This window comes from Polyangium jinanense (assembly GCF_028435365.1).
The window spans coordinates 471,354-491,559 of record NZ_JAGTJJ010000001.1 but is presented as its reverse complement, the minus strand read 5'-3'; the positions used below and the strand labels follow the sequence as shown (position 1 = coordinate 491,559).

Annotated in this window: 15 protein-coding genes; 8 read left to right on the top strand and 7 right to left on the bottom strand. The window is 67.5% G+C overall.

The window, feature by feature from the left end; all coding sequences use genetic code 11:
* Positions 1–2: 2 nt before the first annotated feature.
* The gene (locus tag KEG57_RS01980; protein ID WP_272418347.1) at positions 3–947 is read left to right on the top strand and encodes a hypothetical protein; all 945 of its coding nucleotides are present in this window, start codon (positions 3–5) and stop codon (positions 945–947) included.
* Here the strand turns inward: KEG57_RS01980 and KEG57_RS01975 are convergent.
* The 3 genes from KEG57_RS01975 to KEG57_RS01965 all read right to left on the bottom strand — a co-directional run bounded on the left by KEG57_RS01975 (position 944) and on the right by KEG57_RS01965 (position 4,155).
* Positions 944–1,600: a CAP domain-containing protein gene (locus KEG57_RS01975; protein WP_272418348.1), complete on the bottom strand. Its 657-nt coding sequence runs from the start codon at positions 1,598–1,600 to the stop codon at positions 944–946. The two genes, KEG57_RS01980 and KEG57_RS01975, sit on opposite strands and share 4 nt — an antisense overlap.
* A 117-nt stretch (positions 1,601–1,717) precedes the next feature.
* A complete protein-coding gene (locus KEG57_RS01970) occupies positions 1,718–2,950 on the bottom strand; it encodes a PAS domain S-box protein (protein ID WP_272418349.1) in 1,233 nt (410 codons plus the stop codon).
* Entirely contained in the window at positions 2,947–4,155 is a 1,209-nt protein-coding gene (locus KEG57_RS01965; protein WP_272418350.1) for a PAS domain S-box protein, read from the bottom strand. The genes KEG57_RS01970 and KEG57_RS01965 overlap by 4 nt, the downstream gene beginning before the upstream one ends.
* A 296-nt stretch (positions 4,156–4,451) precedes the next feature.
* Between KEG57_RS01965 and KEG57_RS01960 the strand changes: the two genes are divergently transcribed.
* The 7 genes from KEG57_RS01960 (at position 4,452) to KEG57_RS01930 (ending at position 14,397) form a co-directional block, all read left to right on the top strand.
* On the top strand, positions 4,452–5,900 hold the full coding sequence (locus KEG57_RS01960; RefSeq protein ID WP_272418351.1) for a CoA-acylating methylmalonate-semialdehyde dehydrogenase: 1,449 nt from the start codon (positions 4,452–4,454) through the stop codon (positions 5,898–5,900).
* Positions 5,900–6,775 carry a nitrilase-related carbon-nitrogen hydrolase gene (locus KEG57_RS01955; protein ID WP_272418352.1) on the top strand — a complete coding sequence of 292 codons (876 nt, stop codon included), beginning with the start codon at positions 5,900–5,902 and terminating at the stop codon, positions 6,773–6,775. The genes KEG57_RS01960 and KEG57_RS01955 overlap by 1 nt, the downstream gene beginning before the upstream one ends.
* Positions 6,776–6,799: 24 nt before the next feature.
* Positions 6,800–8,206: a dihydropyrimidinase gene (gene hydA / locus KEG57_RS01950; protein WP_272418353.1), complete on the top strand. Its 1,407-nt coding sequence runs from the start codon at positions 6,800–6,802 to the stop codon at positions 8,204–8,206.
* Positions 8,203–9,558 (top strand): FAD-dependent oxidoreductase, encoded by a 1,356-nt coding sequence (locus tag KEG57_RS01945; RefSeq protein WP_272418354.1) that lies wholly within the window; start codon positions 8,203–8,205, stop codon positions 9,556–9,558. The genes hydA and KEG57_RS01945 overlap by 4 nt, the downstream gene beginning before the upstream one ends.
* 3 nt (positions 9,559–9,561) lie before the next feature.
* Complete coding sequence (preA, locus tag KEG57_RS01940; RefSeq protein WP_272418355.1) at positions 9,562–10,947, top strand: NAD-dependent dihydropyrimidine dehydrogenase subunit PreA; 1,386 nt, start codon at positions 9,562–9,564, stop codon at positions 10,945–10,947.
* A gap of 32 nt (positions 10,948–10,979) precedes the next feature.
* Positions 10,980–12,503 (top strand): NCS1 family nucleobase:cation symporter-1, encoded by a 1,524-nt coding sequence (locus KEG57_RS01935; RefSeq protein ID WP_272418356.1) that lies wholly within the window; start codon positions 10,980–10,982, stop codon positions 12,501–12,503.
* 154 nt (positions 12,504–12,657) lie between these two features.
* Entirely contained in the window at positions 12,658–14,397 is a 1,740-nt protein-coding gene (locus KEG57_RS01930) for a hypothetical protein (protein WP_272418357.1), read from the top strand.
* On the opposite strand, the gene KEG57_RS01925 is transcribed toward KEG57_RS01930, so the two are convergent.
* The 4 genes from KEG57_RS01925 to murA all read right to left on the bottom strand — a co-directional run bounded on the left by KEG57_RS01925 (position 14,398) and on the right by murA (position 20,128).
* Positions 14,398–15,828 carry an Ig-like domain-containing protein gene (locus KEG57_RS01925; protein ID WP_272418358.1) on the bottom strand — a complete coding sequence of 477 codons (1,431 nt, stop codon included), beginning with the start codon at positions 15,826–15,828 and terminating at the stop codon, positions 14,398–14,400.
* A 19-nt stretch (positions 15,829–15,847) separates the two neighbouring features.
* Positions 15,848–18,139, bottom strand: a complete 2,292-nt coding sequence (locus KEG57_RS01920; RefSeq protein WP_272418359.1) for an FG-GAP repeat domain-containing protein — start codon at positions 18,137–18,139, stop codon at positions 15,848–15,850.
* A 61-nt stretch (positions 18,140–18,200) separates the two neighbouring features.
* Positions 18,201–18,842 (bottom strand): ATP phosphoribosyltransferase, encoded by a 642-nt coding sequence (gene hisG, locus KEG57_RS01915; protein WP_272418360.1) that lies wholly within the window; start codon positions 18,840–18,842, stop codon positions 18,201–18,203.
* On the bottom strand, positions 18,839–20,128 hold the full coding sequence (gene murA, locus KEG57_RS01910) for a UDP-N-acetylglucosamine 1-carboxyvinyltransferase (protein WP_276072239.1): 1,290 nt from the start codon (positions 20,126–20,128) through the stop codon (positions 18,839–18,841). Before murA ends, hisG begins: the two co-directional genes overlap by 4 nt.
* Positions 20,129–20,206 lie beyond the last annotated feature (78 nt).

The following is a 20,206-nucleotide window of genomic DNA, read 5'->3' as shown; positions in this document are numbered from 1 at the left end:
CGATGATCCCCGAAGGCAGCGCGCTCGCCGCGGGCGCGAGGAGCCTGCTCGACGTGTGGGGCGAGGCCGAGCTCTCGGCGCTCGTCGAGCGCAGCGCGGTCGAGCTCGCCGGCGCGGCCGATCGCTGGTCGATGGGCTCGCGCGAGGTGTGCGCGTATCGCGTCGTGCTCACGGTCTCCGCGACGGATCACGTCCTCCTCACCGCGCAACCGAACCTGCTCTCCACCGTGCGCGACGCGTTCGCCGCGGCCGCGCGGACGCCTGAAACCGAGCTCGAGAGCCTCTCGCTCGTGCTCGCGCTCCCGCCCACGGGCGTGGGGTTTCATCGCCACGCCTACCGCGACGCGCCGATGGCACGCGCCGAGCCGCCGCCCCCGCCCGCGGCCGTGCTCTCGGGTGCGGCCGAGCTCTGCAAGGCCCGGAAGAACCGCGACGCGGAGGGCATCCTGCGGCGGGCGTCGATGGAGCAATCATACGTGCAGGCCGCGGCCCGCTCGATGCGCCGCTTCTTGCTGCGCCTCGACCCGGCCGACTTTGCGCGGATCGAGCGGGATCCGCCGCTCGCCGAGAGCCTCCTGTCGGCCGTGCGGGATGCGGCGGCGACGGCGGACGACCCGGCGTCGGCCATTCATTTCGGCCTGCGCCTCGACGGGCCTCTGCCGGAGCTCCTGGACCCCGAGGCCCGGCTCGCGCTCTCGCTCGCGGAGAAGGGCGTCGCGTGCGTGCCCGTGGCGCGGCTCGAGGGAAAGAGCGTGCTCGCGGCGATGGGCTCTTCGGGGGTCGTGCTCGTGGAGGTCGCGTCAGGCGGGCAGGGCACCGCTACACGCGGCGGCGAGGTGAAGGTCTCGCGCCTGCGCGTGCCGGAGGGCGCGCTCGCGACGGCGGAAGGTGCCGATAACGTGAGCGTCCAGATCGTGGCCGCGCTCGGGGCTGCAAAAATCCGTTAAGGCGTCCCGAAATCCTGCGTCCAGTAGTTCTTGTACCCCGTCGTCCCCTGGTAATACCCCACGCCGATCTGCTTGAGCGAGGCATTCATGATGTTCTTGCAATGCCCCGTGCTCGTCATCCATCCGTTCACGACGGCCGTCGGCGTGCTATACCCGGCCGCGATGTTCTCGGCTGCGCTCTTGTATGTGTAGGCGGCGTTCTTGATGCGCTGCCACGGCGTCGAGCCATTCGATCCGGTGTGGCTGAAGAAATTGTTCACCCCCATGTCTTTCGAATGCTTGCGCGCGGCACACCGCAGCCGCTCGTCGAGCACGAGCGCGGGCGCGGGCGCATACGCTACTCCTCCACAGGTCGCGCCGGCCGCGCGTTTCTGGTTTACCAGCGTCAGCACCTGCGCCTCGTAATCGGACCAGGTCTGATTCCAGCTCACGATGTCGTCGCACCAGGCCACGAGATCCGCTTCGCTCTCCTCTTCGAGGGCAAAGGCCTTCGTGTCCTCGTCGTCGCCGATCTCCAGCGCCTCCCCCAGCGCTTCGCCCATTTCCTCGGCCACTTCGTCCGCGTAGTCGTCCTCTGCTTCCATGGGGCCACCGCAGCCGATCAGCGCCAGCGACCCCATCACGAAGAGCACGGAGCATGAAATGGTTTTCATGAACGAGGACGTTATCATCGTGTCCTCGATTCTCGAATCCCTCAATGGCGCCGCATTCGTGCTTCCATCGTAATCGTAATGGTTCGCCGTGGGCGGCACTCGTTTGAGGTAGAACAATCAGCGAACTGGGCCGTGTCCCCGCGCGATCCGGAGCGCGTATGCCACGCCGTCCCGCAGCGTGCCTTTTGTCACAATCGTTCCTAGCTCTGCACCATTTTCCACGAATGCCCGCGCGAGCTCCGGCCCCGTCCCCGTCGTGACCACCTCCGCGCCGAGCAGCCGCGCCGCCTGCGCCGCCCGCACGAGCGCCTCGGCCGCCTCCGCGGTCGCCTCTTTCACGCCCGTCAGGTCGAGGATCACGACCTTTGCGTTCTGCTGCCCGATCCCTTCGAGCAGCACACCAAGCATCCGCTCGGCCCGCGCCGGCTCGATCACCCCGACGAGCGGCATCACGAGCACGCCCTCCGCGATCGGCACGAGCGGCGTTCCGAGCTCTTCGAGCGCTGCTTTTTGCGTCGCGATCACCTCGGCCGCGAGCTTGCGCCGCTCCTCCTCCGCGCGTCGCGCCTCCGTCAGATCCCGGATGATCGCGCACCGCGCGACGCCTCGGCCTCGCTCGTCGCGCACGAGGAACGCCGTCACGTGCGCGTCGAACGTCGCCCCATCGGCGCGCTGGTACGTGAGCTCCCCGCTCCACGAGCCTCGTTCGAGCACCGCCTTCGCCACCTGTTCCCGATGCATCGACTCCGCGTGCAGCGCCACGAGCTCGTAGATCGAGCGGCCCAGGAGATCGCTCCGCCCGAGCAGCCGCTCGAGCGCCGGGTTCACATAGTGCAGCGTCCCGTCGGGCGTCGCCACGCCCATCCCGTCCGGCGCGTGGTGGATCAGCGCCTCGAAGATCTGCGCTTTGCGGTGCAAAAATTCCGCCCGCGCGCGGAGCTCTTCGTCGATGAGGTACAGCGCCTCGCTCGACGAGCGGATGAACGCGCGGATCTTCGACGTCGCCTCCGGCACGCCGGCCGCGCGGAGCTCGAGACCCGCGTCGATGAACACCTGCCGCATCGCGCCGAGCACACCCTGCAGCGTCGTCGCCGACCAGCCGCGCTGCACCGAGCTGTCGATCCAGCGCTTCCAGCTCTGCGTCGCGAACGACATGGTGCCGTCTTGGAGCGCCTCGATCGCCACATCGACCTCCCAGGCGCGATCCGCGCGGAAGGCCTCCATCGGCGCCCCGAGCGTCCCGCCGAGGGCCGTGAGCGCCTCCTCGGTCAGCCGCTCGACGAGTTTGTCCCGGTGCGAAGCAAACACCTCCGCGAACGACGCGTCCCCCGCTCCCTCGGGCCCGCTCATCGCAGAGGTCCCGCCCCTCGGCGCATCTGCCGCCGCTTCTGCCGCTCGTGCCCGATCGCGTGCGCCACGCCCGCGCGCAGCGTGCTCCACGTATCCATGCCGCCGAGATCCACGTCGAGATCGACCAGCGTCTTCGCCACCGCGCCTCGCACGCCCGTCAGGACCACCTCCGCGCCGACGAGCTCGGCGGCTCTCGCCGCGCGCACGATCGACTCGGCCACCTCCGCGTCCACCACCGGCACGCCCGTGATGTCCACGATCACGTGCCCCGCGCCTGTCCGCGTGATCCCTTCGAGCATCAACTCGATGATCCGCGGCGTCCGCGCGGCGTCGAGCGAGCCGACGAGTGGCATCGCCAGGACCCCTTCGGCGAGCGGCAGAAGCGGCGCGGCGAGCTCCCGCAGCGCCTCGGCTTGCGCCCTTTGTATCTCCTCTTCGAGCGCGCGCCGCTGCTCCTCGGACCGCTCTTCCGGCGTCGCATCGCGCACGAGCACGCACCGCGCGATCGTCTCGCCGTTCGCCGACTTCACGCGGAACGCCTTGAGCCGCGCGTTGAACGACGTCCCGTCGGCGCGCTTGTACCGGAGGTGTCCGTCCCAGTGCCCCACGTGCTCTGCGACCTCGGCGATCTGCGCGAGCTTCGGGCCCTCGTCCGGGTGCACGAAATCCGCGAAGTGCCCGCGGCTGGCCTCTTCCGAGCCCATCATCGTGCAGAACGCCGGGTTCGCGTACATCACCGACCCATCGGGTTTGGCGATGCCGATCCCGTCGGGTGCGTTCTCCGCGACCGAGCGGAGCACCGCCGCACGTTTCGCCGCTTCCTCCGCTTTCACCCGGAACGCTCGATTGAACGCGGCCGCGGCCGTGTTCATCGCGCCGACGACCCGCCGCGCGCCCACGTCCGCGCCCGGCACGCCCTCTTCCACCGCGTCGAGCGCTGCTTCGAGCATCGCTTGGCCGATACGTTCGAGCCAGATGAGCACCCTGCGCTCGTTCCAGCCGCGCGTCTGGGCGTCTTCGCCCAGGCGCGAGGCCCACGTTTCTGCCAGGTCCGCCGCCGGTTTTTCCAGGCCGTCGAGCCATGCGTCGAAGCTCGCGTCGAGCTCGGCGCGGAACGACGGCGGCACCTCGCCGAGCTCGGATGACGCGGGATCCGCGGCCGTATCCACGAGGCGTGCAAGGACGTCGGGGCGCCGTTGCAGCATCGCCCGTCGGAACGCGGAAACTTCGGCTCCCGACATGTAGGGCCCAGCGTAAGAGCATCCTGGTCGCGCTCGCAAGCGCTCCTGCCGCGCTGCGTGCGCCCGAACCGTGCCTCTCGCGACGACGCGGGGCGGCATACGTTGCGGCCGTGCCCGTGTTCGCCCTTGGGCCTTGTCGCGGGGAGAAAATCACGGTTGATTGTGCTCGGCGCGTCTCGCTCTGCCCCCGTCGGGGCGGAGGTGGCGCGCGCGAGGGGGGAAGGGCGAAAGGCCCACGTCAGGAGGAGGATCGTCGTTTTATGCGCGTGCTCGAGAACTTCATCAACGGCGCCTGGGTTGCTTCTGCGGGCACCACGTTGCTCGACGTGAAGAATCCCGCGACCGGGGAGGTGCTTGCCAAGGTCCCGCTCTCGACCTCGGCCGACGTCGACGCCGCGGTGCAGGCGGCCAAGGCTGCGTTCCCTGCGTGGCGCGCCGTCCCGCCGGTGCAGCGCGCGCGGTACCTCTTCAAGCTGAAGAGCCTCTTCGACCAGCACCGCGAGGAGATCGCGAACATCTGCACGAGCGAGCATGGCAAGACGTTCGCCGAGTCGTTCAACGATTTCGGTCGCGGCATCGAGAACGTCGAGCACGCGTGTGGCACCCCGTCCTTGCTCATGGGGCAGAACCTCGAGGACGTCGCCTCGGGCATCGACTCGAAAGTCCTGCGCCAGCCGCTCGGCGTCTTCGCGGCGATCACGCCGTTCAACTTTCCGCCGATGGTGCCGCTCTGGTTCCTCCCGTACGCGATCGCCACGGGCAACACGTTCGTGCTCAAACCGAGTGAGCAGGTGCCGCTCTCGCAGCGCCGCATCTTCGAGCTCATCCAGCAGATCGGCCTGCCGAACGGCGTCGTGAACCTGGTGAACGGCGGCCGTGAGGTCGTCGAGGCGATCTGCGAGCACCCGGACGTGAAGGGCGTCTCCTTCGTCGGCTCCTCGAACGTCGCGAAGATCGTCTACCGGAAGTGCGGCGAGACCGGCAAGCGCGTCCAGGCGCTCGGCGGCGCCAAGAATTTCATCGTGATCATGCCCGACGCGGACATGGAGCGCGCGGTGCAGAACGCGGTCGAGTCCTGCTACGGCTGCGCGGGCCAGCGCTGTCTCGCGGGCAGCGTGATCGTCCCCGTCGGCGACGCGTACGAGCGCGTGCGTGACCTCTTCGTCGCGTACGCGAAGAAGATCGTGCTCGGCGACGGCAAGGACCCGGCCACCACGCTCGGCCCCGTCATCTCGCGGGCGCACAAGGACCGCGTCCTCTCGTACATCGAGAAGGGCCTGCAGGAGGGCGCGAAGCTCGTGCTCGACGGCCGCAACGCGACCGTCCCGGGCCTCCCGGACGGCAACTGGATCGGGCCGACGATCTTCGAGGACGTGCGCCCCGACATGGTGATCGGCCGCGAGGAGATCTTCGGGCCGGTGGCTTCGTTCATGCGTGCGAAGGACCTCGACGAGGCGATCCGGCTCGCGAACGCGAGCGAATTCGGCAACGCGGCGAGCATCTACACGACGAACGGCAAGGCCGCGCGCGAGTTCGGTGCCCGCGTCGAGGCGGGCATGGTCGGCGTGAACATCGGCGTCGCTGCGCCCATGTCGTTCTTCCCGTTCGGTGGCCAGAAGGCGAGCCTCTTCGGCGACACGAAGGCGCACGGATCGGCTGGCATCGATTTCTACACCGAGCGCAAGATCGTCATCGAGAGGTGGTTCTAATGGCCAGGAAAGTCATCGGCGGGCTCATCCAGTGCTCGAACGCGCTCAATGATCCGGGCGCCTCGGTCCTCCAGATCCGCGACGCGATGTTCGAGAAGCACCTCCCGTACATCGAGGAGGCGGGCAAGAAGGGCGTGCAGATCCTCTGCTTGCAGGAGGTCTTCAACACCCCGTATTTCTGCCCCTCGCAGGACGCGAAATGGTGCGACACGGCCGAGGCGGTCCCGAACGGCCCCACGGTCCAGCGGCTCACCGAGTACGCGAAGAAGTACCAGATGGCGATGATCATTCCCGTCTACGAGCGGGAGCAGGCCGGCGTGTATTACAACACGGCCGCCGTCATCGACGCGGACGGGACGTATCTCGGCAAGTACCGGAAAAACCACATCCCGCAGACGAACGGCTTCTGGGAGAAGTACTTCTTCAAGCCGGGCAACCTCGGCTATCCCACGTTCCAGACGCGGTACGCGAAGATCGGCGTCTACATCTGCTACGACCGCCATTTCCCGGAGGGCGCGCGACTTCTCGGCCTGAACGGCGCCGAGATCGTCTTCAACCCCTCGGCGACCGTGGCCGGTTTGTCCCAGTACCTCTGGAAGCTCGAGCAGCCCGCGCACGCCGTGGCGAACGGGTATTACATCGCGGCGAGTAACCGCGTCGGCACCGAGGCGCCGTGGAACATCGGCAAGTTCTACGGGACGAGCTATTTCTGCGATCCGCGGGGCAATTTCCTCGCCGTCGGAAGCGAGGATCGTGACGAGCTCGTCGTCGCGGAGATGGACCTCGACGTGATCGAGGAGGTGCGTCGCACCTGGCAGTTCTATCGCGACCGCAGGCCCGAGACGTACGAGGACATGGTCAAGCTCTTGCCCTGATCGAGGGGCGTTCGGGAGGACGAGATGGGCATCCTGATCAAGAACGGCGAGATCGTCACCGCCTCCGATAAGTTTGTCGGTGACGTATATTGCGATGGCGACAAGATCGTGGCGGTCGGGTCCGGGCTCGTGAAGCAGGGCGCGGACGACGTCGTCATCGACGCCTCGGGCCAGCTCGTCTTCCCGGGCGGCATCGACGCGCACGTGCACATGGAGCTGCCGTTCATGGGGACGGAGAGCTCCGACGATTTCGAGACGGGCACCGCGGCGGGCGTCGCCGGCGGTACCACGTCGATCATCGATTTCGTCATCCCGGCGCGTGGCCAGCATTTGCTCGACGGCCTAGCCATGTGGAAGGAGAAGGCGAAGAAGGCCGTCGCCGATTATGCCTTCCACATGGCGGTCACCTGGTGGGGCGACCGCACGAAGTCCGAGATGGAGCAGTGCGTCCGCGAGGAGGGCATTCCCTCCTTCAAGACGTTCATGGCCTATCGCGGCGCGATCGGCGTCGACGACGTCGAGCTCATCCAGGTCATGCAGACCGCGAAGGACCTCGGCGCGCTCGTCACGGTGCACGCCGAGCACGGCGACATCGTCGTTGCTTTGCAGAAGAAGCTCGTGGCCGAGGGCAAACTCGAGCCGAAATACCACGCCCTCTCGCGCCCCGCGCCCGTCGAGGGCGAGGCCACGAACCGCGCGATCATGATGGCGCGTATGATCGGCGAGCCCATTTACATCGTCCACCTCACGTGTCGCGAGGCGCTCGACGCCGTCACCGACGCGCGCCGGCGTGGCCAGCTCGTCATGGCCGAGACGTGCCCGCAATACCTCATCCTCGACGACTCGGTCTACGACAAACCCGATTTCGAGGGCGCGGCGTACGTCATGAGCCCGCCGATCCGGCCGAAGGGCCACCAGGAGGCGCTCTGGGCGGGCATCGCTTCGGGGCTCATCCAGGTGGTCGCGACGGACCATTGCCCCTTCAATCAGGTCGGCCAGAAGGACATGGGCCGGGACAATTTCACGAAGATCCCGAACGGCGCGGCGGGCATCGAGAATCGCCTCGGTCTGCTCTGGACCTACGGCGTGCTCGGCGGCCACATCGACGTGAACCGCTTCGTCGATCTCTTCTCCACGCAGCCCGCGAAGATCTTCGGCCTCTATCCGCGCAAGGGCGCGATCGTGCCGGGCGCGGACGCCGATCTCGTGGTCTTCGATCCGAAGGGGTCGAGCGTCATCTCGGCGAAGACGCACCACCACCGCTGCGATCGCAACATCTTCGAGGGATTCGAGGTCAAGGGCAAGGTGAGCCACACCATCGTCCACGGCCGCGTCCAATACAAGGACGGCAAGCTCGACGTCGTGCGCGGCGCGGGGCGTTATCTCCCGCGCAAGCTCGAGGCGCCGGCTGCCGCAAGGGAGCTTCGATGAGCCATCATTCGCCGCACATCCCGGACGTCGAGGGGGACCGGCTCGAGGTCCTTTACGAGGACAAGAAGCCGCCGTACGAGGATGCCGAGGCCATCGCCGAGGCGAATCGCTGCTTGTATTGCGTCGACGCGCCCTGCATCAAGGCGTGCCCGACCGCGATCGACATCCCCACGTTCATCCGGAAGATCGGCACGGGCAACGTCAAGGGCGCGGCGCGCACCATTCTCACGCAGAACCTGCTCGGCAAGTCGTGCGGCCAGGTTTGTCCGGTGGAGGTCCTCTGCGCCGGCGCCTGCGTCTACAATGATTGGCACCGCGATCCGATCAAGATCGGCCGGCTCCAGCGATATGCGGTGGAGAAAGCGCTCGCCGAGGATCCGCAGCTCTTCAAGCCCAAGGCGCCGACGGGCAAACGCGTCGCGCTCGTCGGCGCGGGCCCGGCGTCCATTGCGGCGGCCGGCTGGCTCGCGCTCGAAGGGCACGAGGTGGCCATTTACGAGAAGAAGCTCCTGCCGGGCGGGCTCAATACGCTCGGCATCGCCCCGTACAAGATGAAGGTCGAGGAGGCGCTCACGGAGATCACGTGGGTGCTCTCGCTCGGCAATGTCGAGCTTTATCAGGGCGTGGAGATCGTCCCCGTCTCGGGCTCGCCCGAGGAGGTCTCGGTCGCGACGCTGCTCCAGCAATACGACGCGGTCCTCCTCGGCCTCGGCCTCGGTCCGGATTCGCGCCTCAAGATCCCCGGCGAGGACGGCGGCGGCGTGGTTGGCGCGACGCACCTCATCGAGCGGCTCAAGGCCGACCCGACGCTTCGCTTCAAAGGCGTCGATCGGGTGATCATCGTCGGCGGCGGCAACACGGCCGTCGACGTCGCGCACGAGCTTGCATTGCTCGGCATCGACGCGACCATGCTCTACCGCGGCGGCGACCACGAGCTCTCGGCCTACGAGCACGAGCTTGCGAGCGGCCGCGTCGACGGCATGAAGGTCCTCTGCGAGCGCTCGCCGGTCGCGGTTTTACGGGACAACATGGGCAAGGTCACGGGCGTCCGCGTGGTCCGGACCGAGGACAAAAAGCCTGTCCCCGGCACCGAGGAGGACCTGCGTGCGGACCTCGTGGTCGTCGCGGTCGGCCAGAGCCGGGCGACCGAGGTCGCGCGCTCGTTCCCGGGCGTCGAGCTCGACACGCGCGGCCGGGTCATCGTCGATCCGAAGACCCATCGCACCGGAAACCCCAAGGTCTGGAGCGCCGGCGATTGCGTCAACGGCGGCAAGGAGGTCGTGAACGCGGTCGCCGAGGCGAAGATCGCGGTCACGAGCATGCACGCGTTCCTCATGGGCGTGGGAGCCTGAGACATGGCAGATCTATCGATTGATTTCGCGGGTATCAAGAGCCCGAACCCGTTCTGGCTCGCCTCGGCGCCGCCCACGAATACGGGCGACCAGGTCATGCGCGCGTTCGACGCCGGCTGGGGCGGCGCCGTCTGGAAGACGCTCGGCAATCCGATCGTCAACGTGTCGAGCCGGTTCGGCGGCATCGATTACGGCAATACGCGCATGATGGGCCTCAACAACATCGAGCTCATCACGGACCGGCCGCTCGAGGTGAACCTGCGCGAGATTCGCGAGGTCAAGCGCCGGTATCCGAACCACGCCGTCATCACTTCGCTCATGGTCGAGACGAAGGAGGAGTGGAAGGAGATCATCCAGCGCGCCGAGGAGGCGGGCTCGGACGGCCATGAGCTCAATTTCGGCTGTCCGCACGGCATGTGCGAGCGCGGCATGGGCTCGGCCGTGAGCTCGGAGCCGAAGGTGCTCCGGGAGATCGCGCGCTGGGCCGTCGAATTCGCGACGAAGCCGGTCATCGTCAAGCTGAGCCCGAACGTGACGGACATCGTCGAGCCGGGCGAGGCGGTGCTCGAATCGGGGGCGCACGGGATCAGCTTGATCAACACGATCAAGTCGATCATGGGCATCGACCTCGACCGCATGGTGCCGCTGCCGCGCGTCGGCGACGCCTCGACGAACGGCGGTTATTGTGGCCCGGCGGTCAAGCCCGTCGCGCTGCACATGGTCGGCGAGTTGACGCGGCATCCGTACGTCGCGAAGCTGCCGATCTCGGGCATTGGCGGCATCTCGAACTGGCGCGACGCGGCCGAGTTCATCGCGCTCGGGTGCACGAGCGTGCAGGTCTGCACGGCGGTCATGCATTATGGCTACCGCATCGTCGAGGACATGATCGAGGGCCTGAACGATTTCCTCGATTCGAAGGGCCTGAAATCAGTCCTCGAGCTCCGGGGCCAGGCGGCGCAGCAATACAAGAACTGGGGCGATCTCGACCTCGGGTATCGCGTCGTCGCGGACATCTCGACCGACAAATGCATCGGCTGCCAGCTCTGTTACACGGCCTGCATGGATGGCGCGCACCAGTGCATCCACCTGCCTGGCCGCACGGAGGAGCAGGCGCGCAAGGCCGGGCATACGCATATCCCCAAGCTCATCCCGGACCGCGCGGTCACGGCGAAGGGCGGGACGCCGGGCGCGCGCGTGCCGTTTGTGGACGAGGAGGAGTGCATCGGCTGCAATCTTTGCCAGCTCGTTTGCCCCGTCTCGGGCTGCATCACGATGAAGGAAGTGTCCTCGGACAAACCGCACGAGACCTGGAACGACCGCGTCCAGCGCGGCGCCGATTTCGTACCCGGCGGGCTTCACGTCACGGAGATCGAGCGCGCCAAGCGGTAACGGCTGATCCTACCAAATCGGGGGTTCCCTCCATGATGAGCGACGCTCGCCTCGCCGTACGTGTCTCGGGTGACATTCACGAGCTCGAGGGCGAGATCGTCTCGCCCTACATCAATCACGACCTCGAGCCGACCCGGATCAAGCAGCGCAAGTGGGCGATGAAGGACATCGCCGCGCTCTGGATCTCCATGTCGGCCTGCGTGCCCACGTACATGCTCGCCTCCTCGCTCATCGCCGAGGGAATGAGCTGGTGGCAGGCCGTGGTGACGATCTTCCTCGGCAACACGATCGTCCTCTTGCCGATGATCTTGAATGCGCACGCGGGCACGAAATACGGCATTCCATTCCCGGTGTATTGCCGCCCGTCGTTCGGCATTCTCGGCGCGAACATCCCGGCGATCCTGCGCGCGCTCGTCGCGTGCGGCTGGTTCGGGATCCAGGCGTGGATCGGGGGCTGGGCGATTTTCAAGATCATCGCCGTCTTCGTCCCCTCGTGGGAGAGCGCGCCCACGGAAATCCTTGGCATCAGCCTCCCCCAGCTCCTTTGCTTCCTGTTTTTCTGGGGGATCAACATGTGGGTCATCCACAAGGGGATCGATTCGATCCGGATCCTCCTGAACATCAAGGCGCCCTTGCTCATCGCGCTCGGGCTCGCGCTGCTCGCGTGGGCGTATGGCAAGGCGGGCGGGTTTGGCCCGATGCTCGACACGCCCTCGGCATTCTCCGCGGGCGGGAAGAAAGAGGGCCAGTTCTGGTCGTTTTTCTTCCCCGCGCTCACGGGCATGATCGGCTTCTGGGCTACGCTTTCGCTGAACATCCCCGATTTCACGCGTTATGCGTACTCGCAGCGGGATCAGGTCGTGGGGCAGGCGCTCGGCCTGCCCACCACGATGGGGCTTTATTCGTTCATCGGCGTGGCGGTCACCTCGGCGACGGCAGTGATTTACGGCGAGACCATCTGGGACCCGGTCGTGCTCCTCACGAAGTTCAAGAGCCCGGTCCTGCTCGTGGTCGCGCTCTTCTCGCTTTGTATTGCGACGCTCGCGACGAACATCGCGGCGAACGTGGTGAGCCCGGCGAATGATTTCGCGAACCTCTGGCCGAAGGGCATCTCGTTCCGGACGGGCGGTTTCATCACGGGCGTGATCGGCATCCTGATCCAGCCCTGGCGGCTCGTTTCGGACCCGTCGGGGTACATCTTCACGTGGCTCGTCGGGTATTCGGCGCTGCTCGGCGCGATCGGCGGGATCCTCATCGCGGACTATTTCATCGTCCGCAAAACGAAGCTCGACCTCGTGCAGCTTTACGTCCGCGAGGGCTCGTACTGGTATCGGGGCGGCTTCAATCCGGCGGCCATCCTCGCGCTGCTCGCGGGCATCCTGCCGAACCTGCCGGGTTTCCTCGGGACGAGCAAGGTCATGACCGTCGCTCCGATCTGGATGAAGCTCTACAACTATGCTTGGTTCGTGGGTTTCTTCATCTCGGGCGCGCTTTACGTCCTCCTCGCGCCGATCCTCGGCCGGAGCGAGGCGACGCCGGTGAAGGTCGAGTCCTGACGAAACCTCCGTTTTAGCGGCCGGCGCCCTCTTTCCTGCCACGCCGCGCATCGACAAAGGAATTGAAATCTCGGTGGATCCCGGGATAATCGTGACTTAGGTCGCGGCTTTCCCGACGGAGGCGTCGATGCGGTTCGGTGTTTTGTCTGCCCTCATGGCCCTTGCCCTCGCGGGTCTGGGCGTCGCGAGCTGTACCCAGAATTTCGACCAGTTCGAACCGACGGGGGGCAGCGGCGGCAATGGCGGCTCGTCTCCGTGCCCGACCGGCCAGGTGAGCTGCAATGACACGTGCGTCTCCGCCGACGATCCGGCGTTCGGCTGCGGCACCGGGTGCACGCCGTGCAACGTCCCCCATGCGACGGCCGCCTGCGTCAGCGGCGCCTGCGCCGTGGGCACGTGCAACGCGGGGTTCTCCGATTGCGACGGCCTCGCGACGAGCGGGTGCGAATCGGATACGGCCACCGATCCGAACAACTGCGGCGCCTGCGGCACGGTCTGCACGGCGCCGAACGCTATGCCCACGTGCGCGGCGAGCATGTGCGGTGTCGGCCCGTGCACGCCGGGGTTCGCCGATTGCGACATGATGGCGGAGACCGGCTGCGAGACGAACACCGAGTCTGATCCGCAGCATTGTGGCGGTTGTGACTCGGCCTGCACCGTCTTCGAGACCTGCACCAATGGCGGTTGCGAGCCGAACCCCTGCGAACCGGGCACAGCCGATTGCAACATGGACAACGCCGACGGCTGCGAGACCACGCTCGGCACGCTGCTCGATTGCAATTTCTGCGGCGACGTGTGCGACCTCGCGAACGCAGCCGAGACGTGCGACATGGGCGCGTGCACGCTCGGCGCATGTGACGGCGGGTTTGCCGATTGCGACATGATGGGCGCGACGGGCTGCGAGGTGAACCTCCAGAACGACCCGATGAACTGCGGCGCGTGTAGCAACGTCTGTCCCGGCGGCGCGCTCGCGGCCTGCACGAACGGCATGTGTGGTATCGAGTGTGCGGCGGGGACGGCCGATTGTAATAACGACCCGTCGGATGGCTGCGAGGTGAACACGCAGACCGACGTGATGCATTGCGGCGCGTGCGGCCATGCTTGCTCGAACGCGAACGCGTCGGCCACCGTGTGCACGGCCGGCGCGTGCGTGCCCACGTGTAATGCCGGCTCCGGCGATTGCACGAAGCCCATGGCGCCCGCGGCGGACGACGGCTGCGAGACGAACACGGCGACGAGCGTCGACCATTGCGGCGCCTGCGGCCGCGCGTGCTCCGGGACGAACGTCGCCTCGAAGAGCTGCGCGGCGGGCGTGTGCGATTCGTCGTGTGATCTCGGGTTTGCGAACTGCGACATGCCCGCGATGGGCAATGACGACGGCTGCGAGCTCAACACCCAGCAGAACGACACGAACTGCGGCGGCTGCGGCAATGATTGCAGCGGCACGCTCGATTGCGACCGCGGCCCCCTCACGCAGAAGTTCTGCGGCTGCAACACGAACAACGAGTGTGGCGGGGGCGGCACGTGCAACGGCGGCACGGGGCTCTGTGCCTGCCTCTTGACGACCTGCGCGGCGGGCGAGGTCTGCGGGGCTGTGGGGTGCTCGTGCAATGGCGGCGCCGCGTGCGGCGCGAACATGCTCTGCTGCCAGAGCCCGGCGGGCTGCGTCAACCCGTACACCGACGCCGCGAACTGCGGCGCTTGCGGCCGCGAATGCCCCACAGGCTTCGTTTGCGGCGGCATGGCCCCGCAGGCGCCCACGTGCCGCTGCGACGCGGACGCCGATTGTAATGCCGGATCGGCGGGCACGTGCGGGGGCAACGGGCAATGCACCTGCGGCGGCACGCAATGCGCTGTCGGCGAGCGGTGCTTGCCGAACGGGATGTGCGGCTGATCAGAAGCGACGGCCGCGCCGCCGCGCGACGAGCGCCACGCACGCGCCTGCGAGCGCGAGAAGCGACCCGGCGTTCGTCTCGCGGCGCGCCGGCGCGGCCGTGCAGCCGCTTTCCTCCGCGACGGGATTGACGTTCGTCGGCGGAGGCGGGATTTCCTCTTCCGGAGGCACCGTCTCGGGCCGCGTCGTGTACGCGTCGTCGAGCTTCGGGCACGGCGAGGCGGGCGGTGGGCCTACCGGCACCGCGCAATCGCCGCCCGGGGAATCCGGCGTGCAGGTCGTGAACGGAAAGACGAGATCCTCGGTCGGGGAGACGCCGGTGAGCGTCTTGATCGATTTGTGCAGGGACGCGGTGTATTTCGTGGCCGCTTTCCAGGGCTCTTGCGCCGTGACCAGGACGACGTTCGCCCACTTGTCCCCGCGATACACGCTGACCTTCGTCGGGACCACGGACCCCGCGTCGTCGCGCACGGTCACGACCGCGTCGTCGATCGTGGCCCGGTCCATTCCCTCGCCGAAGAACAGCACGATTCGACCATCGGGCCGCGTGTTGTCGAGCGTGACGAGCGGATAGGCCTCGTCCGGATAGGCGCCGATGACGACGCCATCGGCGGACGAATTGCCATCGAGGCGGCGGAGGATCTCGCGGTAATAACCCTTCGTGACCCGGGCGCCGAACGGATATCCGCCGGGCGTCCGCGGATCACGCAGGCTTTGCCTGGCCCAGGGGAACCTCTTCCCGTAATCGTCGGCGCCGATGTAGAGGTATTGTGCGACCAGGAAGATACCGGACCTGGCCGTCGACATGGCCTTCTTGATGGCGTCGGGCGTGACGGGGTGGGCGATCTTCTGCTCGAAGATTTCGCTTTGCGTCTGCGTGTCGACGGCGATCTCGGGCAGGTAATATCGCGGATGGTCGTGGACGAGGAAGATGTCCATCGCCATGTCGAAGGTATCCATGTCCCCGGGATCGACCTGATCCGCGCGCTCGTAGAGGAGCGAATCGAATGTCGAATCCGTGATCCCGTGGGCGGCGAGGCCCATCAAGAACGCCACGTGCGCCGCGGCGTCCGGATTCTCGAGGGGTTTGTCGCCGTATCGGCTGCGGATGAGCTCGACGTAGCCCTGGACGTATTGCTCCCAGTGCGGAATTTCGCCTTGATCGTGGTCTTCGGCTGTGTAGCCGGAGTCGGGGAAGAAGGCGCCGTTCGAGAGGTCGTTCAGGTGCGCGTCGAACACGGCGCGCAGACGCGTATCCGTGACCTGCTCGGCGGCGCACTGGGCCATGTAGATATGGCCCTGCATGCCCGTGGCCGAGGCGGTCCCCGCGGCGCCGAGGGTCGAGAGGAGACAAGCGAGGGCGGCGAGGGGTCTCTCCTTCGAGGAAATGCGGGGGGCGTGCATCATCACCTCCAGGGAGGGATGATACATGGAAATCGAGGGGAGGGCGTCAGTTCGGCACGGCGCCGCACTCGACGCCGGTATAAAGCGCGTCGTTGTTCTTCTCGTGGCACTCGAGCGTCTGCGTTTGCGGGTCGACGCGGACGTAGATGTCGAGCCTCTTGCCCCCGAGATCGGCCTGGCAACTCACGATCGTGCACTCCGAGACGCCGAGCGCGACCGGGATCGCGGCCGTGCACAGCGCGGGCCCCTCGGCCGAGCCGTCATAAAAGGTGACCTCGGTGCCGCTGACCATCGGGAGCGTGCCGCGGTTGCATACCCGAGCCTCGATCGTCGCGAGGGTCCCGACGCATTTCACCGCGCCGACATCGCCGCCGGCCGTGAGATCGGGCTGCCCGAGCGCTTCGAGGTCGCCCTGCACGTTCTGGCGGAAATTGTTGAGCGCGGGATCTTTCCAGTTGAGCGCCACGCTCGACGATTTGGGGATCTCACCGTGATTGCCGACGTGCGTGACGGCATAGGCGTGCTGGTTCCACACCGGCCGCGAAGCTGCCCAGCGCTCCTGCTCGTCGCGCAGGACCAGGATGCCGTGGTTCTGGCTGAACGTCGCGTTCGGGAAGAGCGGATCCGTGGCCGGGCAGCCGAGGTTGCCCGCATAGTTGTTCACGGCCGTGACGATTTCGGTGTGGTAATCGCCGTCCACGTCGACGATCACCGGATTCTCGTACGTCGTCCCCGACGACCGCGCGACGCTGTAGATGACGGTGCCCGTCGTGCCGTCGTAGACCCGGAGGAAACACTCGTCCGCGTAGACCGCCTCGGCTTTGCCGTCGTAATCGAAATCGAAGACGCTCGACCCGGTCACGTTGGAGCTCGCGTCCTTCGAGGGCTGGCTCCAGAGGATGCCCGTCCCCGGGGACTGGCCTCCGCATTTCGCGGGGTCGCCGCCCGCGAGGCAGTCGAAATCGAACACGACGTACTGCGTGCCGCCCGCGCTCGCGAATTCGCGACGGCCATCCCCATCGAAATCGGCGATCGTGGGGGGACCACCGGTTCCGCCGCCTGGAATCGTGACCGGCCCGAAGACGACGGTACCGGCGAGCGTCTGCACGCGGATGGTCCCGCCCGACACGACCACGACCTCGGCGCGATCCTGCCCGCCGAACGCGTCGAGCGGGAAGCTCCCGAGCTCGGCGATGGCGACCTGACCGGCGGCGAGGTTGCCCGGCGTGAAGTACGCCTCCGCGACCCAGTCGCCGGTCGCGGCATCCCATTGATGAATGCCATTGCCGAGGACGAGCTCCATCTTCCCGTCCTCGTCGACGTCGGCGACGACGGGCACGTAGCCTTTGCTGTACGCCGGGAAGCCGAGGCTCGTCGAGGCCATGCACCCATCGGCGCGGTAGACCGCGGCGCCGTAAATGATCTCGGGTTTGCCGTCGTCGTCGAGGTCGTGAATCGACGGACCGCTCCATTTGTCATTGCCGCCCGTCGTATCGAACGTGGTCGGCGGGCCGGAGCCTCCGGGGCAGGTGCCGGAGCGCCAGAGCTGGGAGAACTTGTTCGCCGCGGGATCGAAACGGAACGCGATGACACCGCCGCCGTGGCGCGCCGCGACGATCTCCGCGCGCCCGTCGCCGTCGAGGTCCCCGGCGGCCACCGACGCGGGCGCCATGGTCGCGTCGGCCGCGTCGGCGAAGCTCCATTGCTGCGAGCAATCCTTCCCGCTGATGACGCGCAGCACGCCCGGATTCGAGTAGCTCCCCGTCGTGGGGAACGAGCTGAAGACGATGGACGGCGAGAGCGTCGTGGGATCGCTATCGAAATCGAAATCGACGACGATGGGCGTGGCCATCACTTGGAAGCTGTCCGGATGCGCGTCCCCGTCGGGCGGCCCCGTCCAGCGGCATTGCTCGGACGGCACGATGGCACCGATCTCGACGGGGCTCGTGCAGCTCGGATCGTTCTCCTGCGCGCCCGGAATCCCGTAAGGAATGCACTGCCCCGCGTTGCAGTAACTATCGAACAAGCAATCGTCGTTCGTCACGCAAGCCGGCTGCTCGCGGGCGCACGTGGTCCCGAGCACGCACGTCTCGCCCGTGGGGCAGCACGTGTCTCCGCAGATCAGCGCCGGCGGGCACCCGGCGTCCGTGAATACGTCACCGCCCGACCCCGCGTCCCCGCCCGTGCCGCCGCCGCCGGTATTCCCGCCGCCCGTGCCCCCGGAGCCGCCCGCGTTCGTGCCCGTGGGGGCCGTGCCGCTGCCGCCTCCGCAGGCGAACACCATTCCGCCCGTGAGCAGGCCGAGCGCCGCGAAGCGCATCGTTCCGCGCATCTTCATGATGGATTCCTCGCTTTCGCGGCGATCCTAGGCCGGCTTCGAGAGCGAGGTCAATGCCGGATCAGGCAGGCGCGGACTCCGCCACGGCCTTGCCGATGGCCTCACAAAGCGGTCGTATCTCCGCCGCGCGGAGCTTGTACGCCGCGCGGTTCGCGATGAGCATCGTGCTCACCTCGGCCACCGTCTCGATCACCTCGAGGTCATTCTCTTCGAGGGTTTTTCCCGTCTCGACCACGTCGACGATCAGGTCCGACAAACCCACGAGCGGCGCGAGCTCCACCGAGCCGGAGACGGGGATCACCTCGGCCTGAATCCCCTTTTTCGCGAAAAACTCCGCCGTGACGCGCGGGTATTTCGTGGCCACGCGTGGCACGTCCGGCGCCCGTTTGCCCCGCGGCCCGGCCACCGCGAGGCGGCAGCGGCCGATGCCGAGGTCGAGTGGCGTGTAGAGGTCCGCCTTCTTTTCGAGCAGCGTATCCCGCCCGGCGATGCCGAGGTCGACCGCGCCGTACTCCACGTACGTTGGCACGTCGTCGGGCTTCAGGAACACGTATCGGAGGCGGCCCGCCGCGTCGTCGCGCACGAGCCGCCGATCGTCGGCGACGAGCGGGCCCACGTCGAGGCCCGCGCGGGAAAACAGGGGCGCGAGCGCCTTGAGGATGCGGCCTTTCGGGACGGCGATCGAGAGCGGACCCTCGTTCACCCCGGCTGCCCCTTCATCCGCACCGTATCGGCCCCGAGCTGCGCGAGCTTGCGCTCCATGTACTCGTAGCCGCGATCGAGGTGATAGACGCGCAAGACCTCCGTCTCGCCCTCCGTCGCGAGCAGGCCCGCGATGACGAGCGACGCGCTCGCGCGCAGATCCGTGGCCATCACCTTCGCGCCCGACAGCGGGCGGCCGCCGTGCACGTGCGCCGTGTGCCCGTCGGTGTCGATCTCCGCGCCCATGCGGCGCAGCTCCGGCACGTGCATGAACCGGTTCTCGAAGATCGTCTCGACGATCCGCGACGTCCCGCGCGCCAGGCACATGAGCACCATGAACTGCGCTTGCATGTCCGTGGGGAAGCCCGGGTGCGGCGCGGTCATCACGTCCACGGGGCGCAGCGGCCGATCGGGGTCGCGGCGGATGCGCACGCAGTCGCCCTCGCGCCCGACCTCCACGCCCGTCGCGCGGAGCTTCGACACCACGGCTTCGAGGTCCTCGAGCGGCGCGTTCTCGAGCAGCACGTCGCCGCCCGCCGCGGCCGCCGCGACCATGTACGTCCCCGTCTCGATGCGATCCGAGATGATCGCGTGATCGAACGGATCGAGCTCGTCGCGCCCCTCGATGTGGATGACGTCGGTGCCCGCGCCGTCGACGCGCGCGCCCATCTTGTTGAGCACGCGGCCGAGCTCCTCGACCTCCGGCTCGCGGGCGCAGTTGACCAGCGTGGTGCGTCCCTTCGCGAGCGCGGCGGCCATCATGATGTTCTCGGTGCCCGTCACGGTGGGCATGTCGAAGACGACCTCGGCGCCCTTCAGCCGCTTGCACTCGGCGTGGATGTAGCCGTTCGAGAGGCGGATCGTCGCGCCGAGCGCTTCGAGGCCCTTCAGGTGCTGATCGACGGGGCGCGAGCCGATCTGGCATCCGCCGGGGAGGCTGACCTTGGCGCGGCCGTACCGCGCGACGAGGGGCCCGAGCACGAGCACGCTGGCGCGCATCTGCTTGACGAGCTCGTAGGGGGCCTCGGGGTTCGCCTCGGGGCCGCCGGCGACGCGCACAAGCGGCGGGTCGACCATCACGTTGCGGCCGAGCACGCGCAAAAGCTCGCCCGTGGTCTCGATGTCCTTGAGGGCCGGCACGTTGCGCAGGATGCTCTCGCCGTCCGAGAGGAGCGTCGCGCACAGGATCGGCAGCGCCGCGTTCTTCGCGCCGCTCACGCGGATCTTGCCCTGAAGCTGCTTTCCACCGCGAATCCGGATGACGTCCATGGCTTCGACTCTTCGCATGATTCGCTCGGGAAGGCGAACGTTTGGCGAGCGTCCCCCGGGGCCGCGCATGTAGGCGTGGGTAGGATCCGCGTGTCA